General features: G+C 71.0%; 11 protein-coding genes and 1 tRNA gene. 2 read left to right on the top strand and 10 right to left on the bottom strand.

Annotation, left to right across the window (positions count from 1 at the left end; genetic code table 11):
- Positions 1 to 92 precede the first annotated feature (92 nt).
- Both ASG76_RS04275 and ASG76_RS04280 read right to left on the bottom strand, forming a co-directional pair.
- The gene (locus tag ASG76_RS04275; RefSeq protein ID WP_056600532.1) at positions 93 to 1,232 is read right to left on the bottom strand and encodes a branched-chain amino acid ABC transporter substrate-binding protein; all 1,140 of its coding nucleotides are present in this window, start codon (positions 1,230 to 1,232) and stop codon (positions 93 to 95) included.
- A gap of 188 nt (positions 1,233 to 1,420) precedes the next feature.
- The gene (locus ASG76_RS04280) at positions 1,421 to 2,092 is read right to left on the bottom strand and encodes an ANTAR domain-containing response regulator (protein WP_056600534.1); all 672 of its coding nucleotides are present in this window, start codon (positions 2,090 to 2,092) and stop codon (positions 1,421 to 1,423) included.
- Positions 2,093 to 2,129: 37 nt separating this feature from the next.
- Between ASG76_RS04280 and ASG76_RS04285 the strand changes: the two genes are divergently transcribed.
- Positions 2,130 to 2,212 (top strand) — tRNA-Leu (locus ASG76_RS04285).
- A 38-nt stretch (positions 2,213 to 2,250) separates the two neighbouring features.
- Entirely contained in the window at positions 2,251 to 3,030 is a 780-nt protein-coding gene (locus ASG76_RS04290) for a hypothetical protein (protein WP_056600536.1), read from the top strand.
- 1 nt (position 3,031) lies between these two features.
- On the opposite strand, the gene pyk is transcribed toward ASG76_RS04290, so the two are convergent.
- The 8 genes from pyk to trpC form a co-directional block, all read right to left on the bottom strand.
- Complete coding sequence (pyk, locus tag ASG76_RS04295) at positions 3,032 to 4,477, bottom strand: pyruvate kinase (protein WP_056601012.1); 1,446 nt, start codon at positions 4,475 to 4,477, stop codon at positions 3,032 to 3,034.
- 157 nt (positions 4,478 to 4,634) lie between these two features.
- Positions 4,635 to 6,092, bottom strand: coding sequence for a glutamate synthase subunit beta (locus ASG76_RS04300; protein WP_056600539.1), 1,458 nt, complete (start codon positions 6,090 to 6,092; stop codon positions 4,635 to 4,637).
- Positions 6,085 to 10,668: a glutamate synthase large subunit gene (gene gltB / locus ASG76_RS04305; RefSeq protein WP_268788338.1), complete on the bottom strand. Its 4,584-nt coding sequence runs from the start codon at positions 10,666 to 10,668 to the stop codon at positions 6,085 to 6,087. Before gltB ends, ASG76_RS04300 begins: the two co-directional genes overlap by 8 nt.
- A gap of 137 nt (positions 10,669 to 10,805) precedes the next feature.
- Positions 10,806 to 11,714, bottom strand: a complete 909-nt coding sequence (gene lgt / locus ASG76_RS04310) for a prolipoprotein diacylglyceryl transferase (protein WP_056600541.1) — start codon at positions 11,712 to 11,714, stop codon at positions 10,806 to 10,808.
- An 8-nt stretch (positions 11,715 to 11,722) separates the two neighbouring features.
- A complete protein-coding gene (locus ASG76_RS04315) occupies positions 11,723 to 12,337 on the bottom strand; it encodes an SCO family protein (protein WP_056600543.1) in 615 nt (204 codons plus the stop codon).
- Positions 12,324 to 13,130, bottom strand: coding sequence for a tryptophan synthase subunit alpha (trpA, locus tag ASG76_RS04320; RefSeq protein WP_056600545.1), 807 nt, complete (start codon positions 13,128 to 13,130; stop codon positions 12,324 to 12,326). Before trpA ends, ASG76_RS04315 begins: the two co-directional genes overlap by 14 nt.
- The gene (gene trpB / locus ASG76_RS04325; RefSeq protein WP_056600547.1) at positions 13,127 to 14,419 is read right to left on the bottom strand and encodes a tryptophan synthase subunit beta; all 1,293 of its coding nucleotides are present in this window, start codon (positions 14,417 to 14,419) and stop codon (positions 13,127 to 13,129) included. Before trpB ends, trpA begins: the two co-directional genes overlap by 4 nt.
- Positions 14,416 to 15,213 (bottom strand): indole-3-glycerol phosphate synthase TrpC, encoded by a 798-nt coding sequence (gene trpC, locus ASG76_RS04330; protein WP_056600549.1) that lies wholly within the window; start codon positions 15,211 to 15,213, stop codon positions 14,416 to 14,418. The genes trpB and trpC overlap by 4 nt, the downstream gene beginning before the upstream one ends.
- Between the last annotated feature and the right edge of the window lie 134 nt (positions 15,214 to 15,347).

Raw genomic sequence — 15,347 nt, forward strand, 5'->3', positions numbered from 1 at the left:
GGGACGTTCCTTCATCCGAATCGGTCGTTGCGGCCGGTGGCAGTGCCACCGGCCGCAACGTGTGCCTGCACCCCGGTGCCGGGGTGAGGGACTTACTGGATCTGCTCGGGGTTCTCCAGGTCGAGCTCGCCGTCCTTGACGAAGTAGGCGTAGATCGAGGAGGACTCGATGTCACCCTTGTCGTCGAAGGAGATCGGGCCGCTCACGCCGTCCTCGTTGTAGCTGCCGATGAAGGTGTTGATCTCCTCACCGGTCTCGGCACCGTCCTCGAGCGCGGCCAGGAAGATGTTGGTCGCGTCGTAGGCCTGGGTGGCGTAGAGACCGGTCGCACCGAAGTCGGACGGAGCCGGAGCAGCGGGAGCGGACAGCACGGCGCCCTCGGCGGCCGCCGGGCCGGCGACCTCGACGAATGCCGGGTCCTCCGAGCCGTCGCCCGACATGAAGGTGCCCTTCCAGCCGCCCTGGCGCAGCGCCTTGGCGAGCAGGCCGGCCTCGGTGTAGTAGCCGCCGTAGAACACGGCGTCGGCGTCCGCAGCCTTGACCGACGTCACGACGGCCGACATGTCGGTCTGGCCGACCGAGATCTGGTCGGAGCCCGCCTGGGCGTCACCGAGGACCTCGGAGACCTTGCCCGCGAGGCCCTTGCTGTAGTCCTGGCCGTCGTCGACGACGTAGACCTTGCTGGCGCCGGCCTTCTCGGTCAGGTAGGTGGCGTCGGCGGTGCCCTGGGCGTCGTCGTTGCCGATGACGCGGTGCCACGTGGTCCAGCCCTGGTCGGTGATGGTGACGTTGGTCGCCGACGGGGAGATCGACGGCAGGCCGGCCTCGAAGAACGTCTTGCCGGTCGCGAGCGACTCCCCCGAGAAGCCGGGGCCGACGAGACCGAAGATGTCGTCGTCGTTGACGATCTGGGTGGCCAGACCCGGCGCGGTGTCCGGGCTGCCCTGCGAGTCGAACGTCTTGAGCTCGATCTTGCAGTCGGCGTTGTCCTTGTTGTACTCGTCGAGCGCGAGCTGGATGCCGCCGACCATGTTCTGGCCGAGCGCACCGGCATCGCCCGTCAGCGCGCCGAGGAACGCCAGGCTCTTGCCGCACAGCGGGCTGGCGCCAGCGTCGCCGCCGCCACCGGAGGAGTCGCTCCCGCCGTCATCGGTCGTCCCACAAGCGCTGAGCGCCAGGCCGGCAACCGCCGTGAGGGCGAGTGCCTGCCACCTCTTGGATGAGCGGATCATGGATCCTCCACAGTTTCAGTTTCTGCGGCTGTCCACCTCGGCAGCCTCGTCCGGGGAACCTAACACCCGCGATGTGGCGCGGGACACGATTGAGGGCGTGGCGACGCTGGCCGTTGCCCTTTCGTGACCAAGCGGTCTGTACCGGCTGCGCGACCGAGGTCGGGCACTGCCGCCGAGCGCTTGCGGGATCAGGCCTGGTCGGCGGCACCCAGACCGGCGACACCGTGCTCGACCACGCCGTCGGACACCTGCTTCATCGACAGCCGCAGGTCCATCGCGGTCTTCTGGATCCAGCGGAACGCGTCGGGCTCGCTGAGCCCCAGCTTCTCCTGCAGCACGCCCTTGGCGCGGTCGACCGACTTGCGCGTGGCCAGCGACTCCTGGAGGTCGGAGACCTCGCGCTCCAGGACGGTGATCTCCGAGTAGCGGCTGACCGCCATCTCGATCGCCGGCACCAGGTCGCCGCGCTGGAACGGCTTGACGAGGTAGGCCATGGCGCCTGCGTCGCGCGCGCGGACCACCAGGTCGCGCTGGGAGAACGCGGTGAGGATGACGACCGGCGCGATCCGCTCGCCGGCGATGACCTCGGCCGCCGCGATGCCGTCGAGCACGGGCATCTTGACGTCGAGGATCACCAGGTCGGGGCGCAGCTCGCGGGCGAGCTCGATGGCCTTCTGACCGTCGCCGGCCTGGCCGACCACCTCGTAGCCCTCCTCGCCGAGCATCTCGGCGAGGTCCATGCGGATCAGCGCCTCGTCCTCGGCGATCACCACGCGGCGTACGTCGTCGGAGGGGGTGGTGGGTGAGGTCGTCGCCGCGGTGGGTTCCGATCCGGGCTGCTGGGCGGCGGGCTGCGTCACGACGGCAAGGCTAGTTCGGATACGGTGTGCCCACCTAGCCGGGTTGGCGGAATGGCAGACGCTATGAGCTCAAACCTCATTGTCCGAAAGGGCGTGCGGGTTCGAATCCCGCACCCGGCACGATCGGCGTTGTCGGTGGCCCGGGGCATCCTGACCGGATGCCACACGTCCGTCCGCACCACGTCGTCGACTCAGCGCTGGCCTGCTCCGATCGGGGCATGCGCGATGTGGACAACGCTCTCCTCCACGGCGTAGGGACCAAGACCATCCGACGCTGGCGCCGGCTGTACCAGCGCCAGGGGCTCGCGCGGGGCCAGACGCACCTCGCGCCGCCGTGCCCTCGCTGCGACAGCGCTCCCCTGGCGGGGCAGGAGTACGCCGAGCTCCTCGGTTGGTATCTCGGTGACGGGCACATCTCACGCGGACGCCGAGACGTGTTCAACCTGCACGTCGTCAACGATGCGACGTACGTCGAGCTCAACGCCCACCTGATCGCGCTCATGGCCACGGTGAAGCCCCACGGCAAGCCCCACACCCGCCTGGTCCCCGGAGCGGTCGTCACGACGGTGTCCTGGAAGCACTGGCCGTGCCTGTTCCCCCAGCACGGCGCGGGTCGAAAGCACGAGCACGCCATCGTCCTCGAGCAGTGGCAACGCGAGCTCGTCGAGGCATCTCCCCCCGACTTCCTGCGCGGCTTGTTCCACTCCGACGGATCGCGGGTCCGCAACTGGGCGACCCGCACCGTCGCCGGGGAGGTGCGCCGCTACGAGTACCCGCGATGGCAGTTCGTCAACGCCTCGGAGGACATCATCGGCCTGTGCACCTGGGCCCTCGACATGGCCGACATCTCCTGGCGCCGTTCGGCGCCGCGCGTCGTTTCGGTCTCGCGACGCGCCGCTGTCGCTCGTCTCGACGCGCTGATCGGGCCCAAGCGCTGATTCAGCGGCGGCGGTAGGCCGGCGCGACCTCGTTGATCGCGTCGCCCATCCGGTGGATGCGCATCGCGTTGGTCGAGCCGGGGATGCCGGGCGGGCTGCCGGCGATGAGGACGACGAGGTCGCCCTCCTTGACCCGGCCGATGGCGAGGAGCGCCTCGTCGACCTGGCGGACCATCTCGTCGGTGTGCTCGACGTCGCCGGTCTTGAAGGTCTCGATGCCCCAGGTCAGCGACAGCTGCGAGCGCACCCGGTCGGTGGTGGTGAAGGCGAGCACCGGGATGCTCCCGCGGTAGCGCGCGAGGCGGCGGGCCGAGTCACCGCTGGCGGTGAACGCGACGATGTACTTGGCGCCCACGCTCTCGGCGACCTCGGCTGCGGCCTTGGCGATGATGCCGCCGCGGGTGCGCGGCGACCAGGTGACGGCGGCCATGTGGGAGAGGCCGTGGTCCTCGGTCGAGGCAATGATGCGCGCCATCGTGCTGACGGCCTCGATCGGGTACTCCCCCACCGACGTCTCGCCGGACAACATCACTGCATCGGCGCCGTCGAGCACTGCGTTGGCGACGTCGGAGGCCTCGGCGCGTGTCGGTGCGGGGGCCGAGATCATCGACTCGAGCATCTGGGTGGCGACGATCGCGGGCTTGGCGTTGGCGCGGGCCTTGTCGACCAGGAGCTTCTGGTGGACCGGCACGTCCTCGAGCGGGCACTCCACGCCGAGGTCGCCGCGGGCGACCATGATGCCGTCGAAGGCGTCGATGATCGCGTCGATGTTCTCCAGTGCCTGCGGCTTCTCGATCTTGGCGATGATGGGGACGAAGACGTCCTCCTCCTCCATCACCTTGCGCACGTCGGCGGCATCCTCGGCCGAGCGGACGAAGCTGAGGGCGATGAAGTCGACGCCGAGGTGCAGCGCCCAGCGCAGGTCCTCGGTGTCCTTCTCCGACAGCGCCGGCACCGAGACCGCGACACCGGGCAGGTTGATGCCCTTGTTGTTGGAGACCTTGCCGGCCACGACGACCTCGGTGACCACGTCGGTGTCGTCGACAGAGACGACCTTCAGGCGCACCTTGCCGTCGTCGATGAGCAGCGGGTCACCCGGCTTCACGTCGCCCGGCAGGCCCTTGTAGGTCGTGCCGCACCGCTCGGCGTCGCCCACGACGTCACGCGTGGTGATCGTGAAGGTGGCGCCCTTCTTGAGCTTCACCGGCCCGTCGCCGAAGGTCTCCAGGCGGATCTTCGGGCCCTGGAGGTCGGCGAAGACACCGATGGCGTGCCCGGTGTCGTCGGAGGCCTGGCGGACCAGGCGGTAGACGGCCTCGTGGTCGGCGTACGCGCCGTGGCTCATGTTGAGCCGGGCGACGTCCATGCCGGCGTCGACGAGGGCTCGGATCCCTTCCGGGGTGTTCACGGCGGGACCGAGGGTGCAGACGATCTTGGCTCTACGCACGGTGACCACCCTAGCGGACGTTGGAACGATCCAAAGTGTCCCGCGCACAAAATGGATGTAACGCCGGGTTGGCACTTGTAGGCACCCCTGCACAGCATGGGTAGAACAAGCACCAACCCGGCGTTACAAGGGCTGGGCGGCTGGGTCGGCGCGCCGCTCAGACGACCAGCGGGCGCTCGTGCGGCTTGATCGGGGCCGGCAGCGTGGTCGATCCGGTGAGGTAGGCGTCGACCGACGCGGCAGCGCTGCGACCCTCGGCGATGGCCCACACGATCAGCGACTGGCCGCGGCCCACGTCGCCGGCGACGTAGACGCCCGGCACCGACGAGGCGTACGACGCGTCGCGGCGCACGTTGCCTCGCTCGTCGAGCTCGACGTCGAGCTGCTCGACGAGGCCTGCCTTCTCCGGCCCGACGAAGCCCATCGCGAGGAGCACCAGCTGGGCCGGGATCTCCCGCTCCGTGCCCTCGACCGGCTGGAACTTCGCGTCGACCTCGACCAGGCGCAGGCCCGCGACGTTGCCGTCGGCGTCGCCGACGAACTCCTGCGTCGAGACGGCGTAGACCCGCTCGCCGCCCTCCTCGTGGGCCGAGGTGACCTTGTAGGTCATCGGGTACGTCGGCCAGGGCTGGCCCGAGGGCCGGTCCTCGCCGGGGCGCGGCATGATCTCGAGCTGGGTGATCGAGCGCGCGCCCTGGCGGATCGAGGTGCCCAGGCAGTCGGCCCCGGTGTCGCCGCCGCCGATGATCACGACGTCCTTGCCGGTGGCCACGATCTGGTCCTCGACCGACTCCCCCAGCGAGACCCGGTTGGCCTGCGGGAGGAACTCCATCGCCTGGTGGATCCCGCCGAGCTCGCGTCCGGTGGTCGGGAGGTCCCGGGCGTCGGTCGCACCCATCGCCAGCACGACCGCGTCGTAGCGGTCGAGCAGCTGCTGGCCGGTGAGGTCGCCGCCGACGTCGACCCCGGCACGGAAGACGGTGCCCTCGCGACGCATCTGGTCCAGGCGCCGGTCGAGGTGCTTCTTCTCCATCTTGAACTCGGGGATGCCGTAGCGCAGCAGCCCGCCGATCTTGTCGGCGCGCTCGTAGACCGCGACCGTGTGACCGGCACGCGTCAGCTGCTGGGCGGCGGCCAGGCCGGCGGGCCCCGAACCGATGACGGCGACCGTCTTGCCCGAGAGCCACTCCGGCGGCTGCGGGCGGACGTAGCCCGAGCCCCACGCGCGGTCGATGATCGAGACCTCGACGTTCTTGATGGTCACCGGGTCCTGGTTGATGCCCAGCACGCAGGCGGTCTCGCAGGGAGCCGGGCAGAGCCGGCCGGTGAACTCCGGGAAGTTGTTGGTCGCGTGGAGCCGGTCCATCGCGCCGTCCCAGTCGTCGCGCCAGACCAGGTCGTTCCACTCCGGGATGATGTTGCCCAGCGGGCAGCCCTGGTGGCAGAACGGGATGCCGCAGTCCATGCAGCGCCCCGCCTGGGTGGTGATGATGGGCAGCAGGGCACGACCGATGCCGTCGGGGTAGACCTCGTTCCAGTCGTGCACCCGCTCGGCGACGTCGCGACGCGAGGCGACCTCGCGCCCGTGCTTGAGAAAGCCCTTCGGGTCAGCCATGCAGCACCTCCATGATGCGGGCGGCGGCCTCGTCCTCGTCGAGACCCTCCTCGAGGGCCTCCTCACGAGCCTCGAGCACGCGCTTGAAGTCGCTCGGCATCACCTCGGTGAAGCGAGCCAGGGATGCGTCCCAGTCGGCGAGCAGCTCGGCGGCGACCGCCGAGCCGGTCTCCTCGGCGTGCTGCTCGACGAGCCCCTTGAGCTCCTCGGCAGCCGCGCCGGTGACCGGCGACAGCTCGACGAGCTCCGGGTTGACCCGCGCCTCGTCGAGATCGAGCACGAAGGCGTAGCCGCCGGACATGCCGGCCGCGAGGTTGCGCCCGGTGGGACCGAGGACGACGACGACGCCACCGGTCATGTACTCGCAGGCGTGGTCGCCCACGCCCTCCACGACGGCGCTCGCGCCGGAGTTGCGCACGCAGAAGCGCTCCCCTGCGCGGCCGCTCAGGAAGATCTGGCCCGACGTGGCGCCGTAGCCGATCGTGTTGCCCGCGATGATCTGCTCGCCGGCCGCGAAGGTCGCCGACCGGTCGGGGCGTACGACGATCCTGCCGCCGGACAGGCCCTTGCCGACGTAGTCGTTGGCGTCGCCCTCGAGCCGCAGCGTCACGCCCCTCGGCACGAAGGCGCCGAAGGACTGACCTGCCGACCCGGTGAAGGTGATGTCGATCGTGCCGTCGGGCAGGCCCTCGCCGCGGTAGCGCTTGGTGACCTCGTGGCCGAGCATCGTGCCGACGGTGCGGTTGACGTTGCGCACGGCGACCTGCGCGCGCACGGGCTCACCGGTCTCGAGCGCCGGGGCGGCGATGGCGATGAGCTCGTTGTCGAGCGCCTTGTCGAGGCCGTGGTCCTGCGTCCTGGTGTTGCGCAGGTCCTGGTCCTCGAACTGCCCGAACTCCCCGTGCCGCGAGGCCTGGTGGAGGATCGGGGTCAGGTCGAGGCCGGCGGCCTTCCAGTGGCCGACGGCCTGGGCGACGTCGAGCGTGCCGACCTGGCCGATGGCCTCGTCGAGGGTGCGGAAGCCGAGCTCGGCCAGCAGCTCGCGGACCTCTTGGGCGATGAACTCGAAGAAGTTCACCACGTAGTCGGCCTTGCCGCTGAACCGCTCGCGCAGGACGGGGTTCTGCGTGGCCACGCCCACCGGGCAGGTGTCGAGGTGGCAGACCCGCATCATGATGCAGCCGCTCACGACCAGCGGCGCGGTCGCGAAGCCGTACTCCTCGGCGCCGAGCAGGGCCGCGATGACCACGTCGCGCCCGGTCTTGAGCTGGCCGTCGGCCTGCACCACGATCCGGTCGCGCAGCCCGTTGAGCAGCAGGGTCTGCTGGGTCTCGGCCAGGCCGAGCTCCCACGGGCCGCCCGCGTGCTTGAGCGAGGTCAGCGGGGAGGCACCCGTGCCGCCGTCGTGCCCGGAGACGAGCACCACGTCGGCGTGTGCCTTGGACACCCCCGCGGCCACCGTGCCGATGCCGACCTCGGAGACGAGCTTGACGTGGACGCGCGCGGCCGGGTTGGCGTTCTTGAGGTCGTGGATCAGCTGCGCCAGGTCCTCGATGGAGTAGATGTCGTGGTGCGGCGGCGGGCTGATCAGGCCCACGCCCGGCGTGGAGTGCCGGGTCTTGGCCACCCAGGGGTAGACCTTGTGGCCGGGCAGCTGGCCGCCCTCGCCGGGCTTGGCGCCCTGGGCCATCTTGATCTGGATGTCGTCGGCGTTGGTGAGGTATTCCGACGTCACGCCGAAGCGGCCCGAGGCGACCTGCTTGATCGAGGACCGCCGCTCGGGGTCGTGGAGGCGGTCGGGGTCCTCCCCGCCCTCGCCGGTGTTGGACTTGCCGCCCAGCCGGTTCATCGCGATCGCGAGGGTCTCGTGCGCCTCCTTGCTGATGGAGCCGTAGGACATCGCGCCGGTCGAGAATCGCTTGACGATCGCCGAGACCGGCTCGACCTCGTCGATGTCGACCGGCTCGCGCACGCCGTCCTTGAAGGTGAAGAGCCCGCGCAGGGTCATCAGCCGCTCGGACTGCTGGTTCACCCGGTCGGTGTACTGCTTGAAGAGGTCGTAGCTGCCGGTGCGGGTGGAGTGCTGGAGCCGGAAGACCGTCTCGGGGTCGAACAGGTGCGGCTCGGCGTCCCCGTTCACGCTGCGACGCCACTGGTACTCCCCACCGATGCTGAGCTCGCGGTGCGCCGGTGCGATGCCACCTCGGGGGTACGCCATCGCGTGGCGGCGCGCGACCTCCTCGGCGATCGTCTCGAGCTCGATGCCGCCGAGCTTGGACGTCGTGCCGGAGAAGTAGCGGTCGATCACGGCCTGGGACAGCCCGACGGCCTCGAAGATCTTGGCGCCGGTGTAGGAGGCGACCGTGGAGACGCCCATCTTGGACATCACCTTGAGCACGCCCTTGCCGAGCGCCTTGATGAGGTTGGCGACGGCCTTCTCGGGGTCGACCTTGACGTAGTAGGCCTCGCGGGCGAGGTCCTCGACCGACTCCATGGCGAGGTAGGGGTTGACCGCGGCCGCGCCGTAGCCGACGAGGAGCGCCACGTGGTGCACCTCGCGCACGTCGCCGGCCTCGACGAGCAGGCCGACCTGGGTGCGCGTCTTCTCCCGCACCAGGTGGTGGTGCACCGCACCGGTGAGCAGCAGCGAAGGGATCGGTGCGAGCTCGGCGGTGGAGTGACGGTCGGAGAGCACGATGATGCGCGCCCCGTCGGCGATCGCGGCCGAGACCTCGGCGCACAGCTCGTCGAGGCGAGCGGCCAGTGCCTCGCCGCCGCCGGCGACGTCGTAGAGGCCGCGCACGACGTGGACCTGGAAGCCCGGCATGTCGCCGTGGCGGTTGATGTGGCGGATCTTGGCCAGGTCGTCGTTGGAGAAGACCGGGAACGGCAGCACGATCTGTCGGCACGACGCCGGGGTCGGCTCGAGGAGGTTGGCCTCCGGGCCGATCGAGCCGCTCAGCGAGGTGACGAGCTCCTCGCGGATCGCGTCGAGCGGCGGGTTGGTCACCTGGGCGAAGAGCTGCGAGAAGTAGTCGAAAAGCAGTCGCGGCTTGTCGCTGAGCGCCGCGATCGGGGTGTCGGTGCCCATCGAGCCGAGCGCCTCGCCGCCCGTGTTGGCCATCGGGCTCAGGAGGATCCGCACCTCCTCCTGGGTGTAGCCGAAGACCTGCTGGCGCCGGGTCACCGAGGAGTGGGTGTGCACGATGTGCTCGAGGTCGTCGATGTCGTCGAGGTGCACCAGGCCGGCGTGCAGCCACTCGTCGTAGGGGTGCTCGGCAGCGAGCTCGCCCTTGATCTCCTCGTCCTCGATGATCCGGTGCTCCTCGGTGTCGACGAGGAACATCTTGCCGGGCTGGAGGCGGCCCTTGCGCACGACCGTGGCCGGGTCGAGGTCGAGCACGCCGACCTCGGAGGCGAGGACGACCAGGCCGTCGTCGGTGACCCAGTAGCGCGAGGGGCGCAGGCCGTTGCGGTCGAGGACGGCGCCGATCTGGGTGCCGTCGGTGAACACGACGCAGGCGGGTCCGTCCCACGGCTCCATGAGCATGGAGTGGAACTCGTAGAACGCGCGGCGCTGGGCGTCCATCTCGCGGTGGTTCTCCCAGGCCTCCGGGATCATCATCAGCACCGCGTGCGGCAGCGAGCGTCCGCCCAGGTGCAGCAGCTCGAGCACCTCGTCGAAGGACGCCGAGTCCGAGGCGCCGGGGGTGCAGATCGGGAAGAGCCGCTCCAGGTCGCCGGGGATCAGGTCGCTCTCCAGCAGCGCCTCGCGCGCCCGCATCCAGTTGCGGTTGCCCATGACGGTGTTGATCTCGCCGTTGTGGGCGATGAACCGGAACGGGTGGGCCAGCGGCCAGCTCGGGAAGGTGTTGGTCGAGAAGCGCGAGTGCACCACGGCCATCGCGGAGGCGACCCGCTCGTCGGTCAGGTCGGGGAAGACCTGGTCGAGCTGGTCGGTGGTCAGCATGCCCTTGTAGGCCAGCGTGCGCGCCGACAGCGACGGGAAGTAGACCTCGGTCTCGGACTCGGCACGCTTGCGCAGGCAGAAGGCGAGGCGCTCGAGGGCCATGCCGGTCACGCGCGAGCCCTTGCCGGCCACGAAGAGCTGGGCGAAGCGCGGCATCACGCTGCGCGCGGTCGCGCCGAGGGTGGAGTCGTCGACGGGGACCTCGCGCCACCCGAGGACGGCGAGGCCCTCCTCGTCGGCGATCTCCTCGATGCGGGCGCGGGTGGCCGCCACGGTGCTGTCGTCGCCGGCCAGGAAGGCGGTGCCGACGGCGTACGCCCGGGCCGGCGGCAGCTCGAAGCCGAGCTCGGCGGTGACCTCGCGCAGGAACGCGTCGGGCACCTGCATGAGGATGCCGGCGCCGTCGCCGGAGTTGACCTCGGCGCCGGCGGCACCGCGGTGGTCGAGGTTGCGGAGCGCGGTGAGCGCCTTGGCCACGATGTCGTGGCTGGCCTCCCCGGTCAGGGTCGCCACCATGGCGACACCGCAGGCGTCCTTCTCGTGGCGCGGGTCGTAGAGACCCTGCGCAGGAGGGAAGTTCGGCGGGAACGCGTGGTCCAGGGACACTGGTTCTCCCGTCGTCGTCCCGGCGTGCCAGCGCGAGCGGCTGGCAGGGCACGGGGGGTGGGCGTTACCGCTGGGGACGACGTTGGCCCGAGCAAGACGGAACCTATCACCGGCGTCCGACGCCGGTGCGCGGTGTTTCAGGCCGTGGGATCGGAGCCCGAGCGCTCCTCGGCGCGCTCCTCGGCGTCGGGCTCGCGGGTGCGCACGACGTCCTCGCGACCGGGGTGGCGACGCGCGGAGACCACGAAGAAGATCGTCGCCAGCACGAACAGCACGATCGAGGTCCACACGTTGAGCCGCAGCCCGAACACGTCGTTCATCTGGACGTCGTCGATGCGCAGGTTCTCGATCCACCCGCGCCCGAGGGTGTAGAGCATGACGTAGAGCGCGACGACGCGACCGTGCCCGAGCCGGAAGCGGCGGTCCAGCCAGATCAGCACGGCGAACGCCGCGAGGTTCCACAGGCACTCGTAGAGGAACGCCGGGTGGTACGTCGCCACGTCGAGGTATTGCGAAGGCCGGTGCGCGACGTCGATCTCGAGCCCCCACGGGAGGTCGGTGGGTCGGCCGTAGAGCTCCTGGTTGAACCAGTTGCCCCACCTGCCCAGCGCCTGCGCGACGAGCACGCCCGGCGCCAGCGCGTCGAGCAGCGGCAGCAGCTTGATCCCCCGCGCGCGAGCCCCCAGCCACACGCCCAGGGCACCGAGGGCGATCGCGCCCCAGATGCCGAGACCGCCGCGCCAGACGTACAACGCGGTGACGGGGTTCTTGCCCTCACCGAAGTAGAGGTGCCAGTCGGTGATGACGTGGTAGAGCCGGCCGCCGACCAGGCCGAACGGGATCGCCCAGATCGCCAGGTCACTGACCTCGCCGGCGGTGCCGCCGCGCGCCACCCAGCGTCGCTCGCCGATCCAGATGGCAACGACGATGCCGAGGATGATGCTGAGCGCGTAGCCGCGGATCGGGAGCGGCCCGAGGTGCCACACCCCCTGCGACGGGCTGGGGATGGACATCAGGGTCACCATCGGCGATGGCAGTGGCGGCATGGGAGGGATCATCCTTCGTCGAGCAGCACGGTGACGTCATGGGCCAGCTGGGCCTGGGAGACGTCCTGGTCCCACATCATCGTCGTGTCGTCGGCGCCGTCGATCGCGAGGACCCGGGTGCCGTGGGTGACCTCGTAGCCACCGCTGGGGAGCTTCTTCCCCTGGTCCACCGCGACGGCCATGCTGCGGGCCACGCCGACGATGTCGTCGAGGTCTCCGGTCAGGCCGATGATGCTGGGGTCGAAGGCGCTGACGTAGTCGTCGACGACGGCCTCGGTGTCGCGCGCCGGGTCGGTCGTCACGAAGACCACGTCGAGGCGGTCCTTCTGCGCGTCGTCGAGGCGCGCGAGCGTGCCGGCGAGCGTGGCCATCACCTGCCCGCAGATGTCGGGGCAGTTGGTGTAGCCGAAGAAGACCAGCGTGAGGTCCTTGTCGGTGTCGGCGGTGAGGCTGAAGGACTGGCCCGTCGTGTCGACCAGCGGGATCGCGGCCACCTCGAACGGCGGGTCGAGCACGGTGCCGCTGAGCTCGGAGCCGGTCCCGCCACCCGCACCGGCCTGCCCGCCGCAGGCGGTGAGCAGGCCGAGAAGTGCGAGCGCGGCGAGCGAGCTACCTCGCGCCACGGCGTACGCCCTGTGCCAGGTCGGTCGTGAGCGCCCGGAGCGCCTCGAGACCTGCGGCCTCGTCGCCGGCGTGGTCGAGCAGGCAGCGGACGAACGCCGAGCCGACGATGACGCCGTCGGCGTAGGCCGCGACCTCGGCGGCCTGGTCGCCGTTGCTGACGCCGATGCCCACCGCGACCGGCACGTCACCAGCCGCGCGCACGCGGCGCACGAGGGGACCGGCCAGGTCGGAGGTGGCGTCGCGCGCCCCGGTGACGCCCATGACCGCGGCGGCGTAGACGAAGCCGCGGCTGGACGCCGCCGTCATCTCGACCCGCTCGTCGGTGGAGCTGGGGGCGACGAGGAACACCTTGTCGAGGCCGTGGGCGTCGGCGGCCTCGACCCAGGCGCCACCGTGGTCCGGGGTGATGTCGGGGGTGATGAGTCCCGCTCCCCCGGCGGCGGCCAGGTCGGCGGCCCAGCGCTCCACTCCGTAGCGCTCGATGGGGTTCCAGTAGGTCATCACGAGGGTCGGCACGCCGGTCGCGGCGACCGCCTCGACGACCTTCAGCACGTCGGCGGTGCGCACGCCGGCGTCCAGCGCGGCCTGCGCGGCCGCCTGGATCGTCGGGCCGTCCATCACCGGGTCGCTGTAGGGCAGTCCGATCTCGATGGCGTCGCACCCGGCCTCGACCATCGTCAGCAGCGCCTTGATCGAGCCGTCGACACTGGGATACCCCGCGGGGAGGTAGCCGATGAGGGCGGCGCGCCCCTCGGCGCGCGCCGTGTCGAAGGCGGTCGTCGTGGACGTCACTGCTGCGTCACCCGCTCGGTCTGCTCGAGATCGGCCTCGGGGCCCTCCTCGGCGTCACCGAGCCCGAACCACTCGATCGCGGTGCCCATGTCCTTGTCGCCGCGACCGCTCAGGTTGATGATCACCGTCGCGTCGGGGCCCTTCTCCTCGCCGAGCCGCCTGGCCACCTCGAGGGCGCCCGCGATCGCGTGGGCGGACTCGATCGCCGGGATGATGCCCTCGGTGCGGCTGAGCATCGCCATCGCGTCCATCGCCTCGGCGTCGGTCACCGGGGTGTACGTCGCCCGCCCGGCGGCCGCGAGCCACGAGTGCTGCGGGCCGACGCCGGGGTAGTCGAGACCGGCGGAGATGGAGTGCGACTCGACGGTCTGGCCGTCCTCGTCCTGGAGCACGAAGGTGCGCGCGCCGTGGAGCACGCCCGCCTCACCGGCGTGGATCGTGGCCGCGTGGCGACCCGTCTCCACCCCGTCGCCACCCGGCTCGAAGCCGTGGATCTCGACGCCCTCGTCCTCGAGGAACGCGGTGAACAGGCCGATCGCGTTGGACCCGCCGCCGACGCAGGCCGCGACCGCGTCCGGCAGGACGCCGTACTGCTCGAGGCACTGGGCCCGGGCCTCGTCACCGATGCCGCGGCAGAAGTCGCGCACCATGCTCGGGAACGGGTGCGGCCCGGCTGCGGTGCCGAAGAGGTAGGCGGTGTGGTCGACGCTGGCGACCCAGTCGCGCAGCGCCTCGTTGATGGCGTCCTTCAGCGTCGCGCTGCCGGACTCCACCGGCACGACCTTGGCGCCGAGCAGCTGCATGCGCGCGACGTTGAGCGCCTGGCGGCGGGTGTCGACGGCACCCATGTAGACGGTGCAGTCGAGGTCGAACCACGCGGCGGCGGTCGCGCTGGCCACGCCGTGCTGGCCGGCGCCGGTCTCGGCGATCACGCGGGTCTTGCCCATCCGCTTGGTGAGCAGCGCTTGGCCCATGACGTTGCGGATCTTGTGGGCGCCGGTGTGGTTGAGGTCCTCGCGCTTGAGCAGCACGCGGGCGCCGACCTTCGCCGAGAGCCGCTCGGCGTGGTAGAGCCGGCTCGGGATGCCGGCGTAGTCGCGCAGCACCCGCTCGAACTCCGACACGAACGCAGCGTCGGCCATCGCGTCCTGCCAGGCCTCGGTGAGCTCGTCCAGCGCGGCGACGAGCGCCTCGGGCATGAACCGCCCGCCCCACGTCTCGCCGAAGTAGCCCCGCTCGTCGGCGTCGTACTTCGTGCGCTGGGCCGGTCGGGTCGTCTGCTGGCTCACGGTGCCGTCACTCCTGTCATCGCTCTCACGGCGGCCTCGGGGTCGCCGTCCTTGACCAGTGCCTCGCCGACCAGCACCACGCCCGCACCTTCGGAGACGAAGCGCTGCACGTCGGCGACGCCGGTGATGCCGCTCTCGGCCACCTTGACCACGTCGGCGTGGATCTGGGGCGCGAGGCGGCCGAACACTCCCGCGTCGACCTCGAGGGTCCTGAGGTTGCGGCTGTTGACGCCGATCAGCTCGGCGTCGAGGGCCAGTGCGCGCTCGGCCTCGGCCTCGTCGTGCACCTCGACCAGGACGGTGAGGCCGAGCTCGCCTGCCTCGTCGTGCAGCCGGCGCAGCGTGTCGTCGTCGAGCGCGGCCACGATCAGCAGCGCCAGGTCGGCGCCCGCGGCGCGGGCCTCGACGAGCTGGTAGGTCTCGACGATGAAGTCCTTGCGCAGGATGGGGGTCTGGACCGCAGCGCGGACCGCGCGCAGGTCGTCGAGGCTGCCGCCGAAACGACGCTCCTCGGTGAGCACCGAGATCGCCGCGGCGCCACCGCGGGCGTAGGCGGCGGCCAGCTCGGCCGGGTCGGGGATGTCGGCGAGCGCCCCCTTGCTGGGGCTGCGCCGCTTGACCTCGGCGATCACGCTCGAGCCGCGGGCCCGGAAGTGCGGCATCGGGTCGCGCGGCGCCGGAGCCTCCGCGAGGTGCGCGAGGAGGTCGGGCAGTGGCAGCGCGGCCTCGCGGCGCGCGAGGTCCTCACGCACTCCGGCGACGATGTCGTCGAGCACGGAACCGGTCGCAGGCATGCGGCAAGCCTCTCACCCGGGCCCAGCCCGCTCGGGGGCGGTGCCCAGTGGTCGGACGGGTGGCGGGACAGGTGGCGGAACGGGGCGTCGGGACGGGGTGGTCGGACGCGTGCCGGGTCGTCGGGGCCTGGCCG

The organism is Nocardioides sp. Soil774, assembly GCF_001428125.1.
GTDB lineage: Bacteria > Actinomycetota > Actinomycetes > Propionibacteriales > Nocardioidaceae > Nocardioides.

What these genes read in the sequence shown, in the direction of transcription:
- ASG76_RS04275 (WP_056600532.1), bottom strand. Translation starts at nt 1,232, where the DNA reads ATGATCCGCTCATCCAAGAGGTGGCAGGCACTCGCCCTCACGGCGGTT.
- ASG76_RS04290 (WP_056600536.1), top strand. Translation starts at nt 2,251, where the DNA reads ATGCCACACGTCCGTCCGCACCACGTCGTCGACTCAGCGCTGGCCTGC.
- ASG76_RS04300 (WP_056600539.1), bottom strand. Translation starts at nt 6,092, where the DNA reads ATGGCTGACCCGAAGGGCTTTCTCAAGCACGGGCGCGAGGTCGCCTCG.
- lgt (WP_056600541.1), bottom strand. Translation starts at nt 11,714, where the DNA reads ATGCCGCCACTGCCATCGCCGATGGTGACCCTGATGTCCATCCCCAGC.
- trpC (WP_056600549.1), bottom strand. Translation starts at nt 15,213, where the DNA reads ATGCCTGCGACCGGTTCCGTGCTCGACGACATCGTCGCCGGAGTGCGT.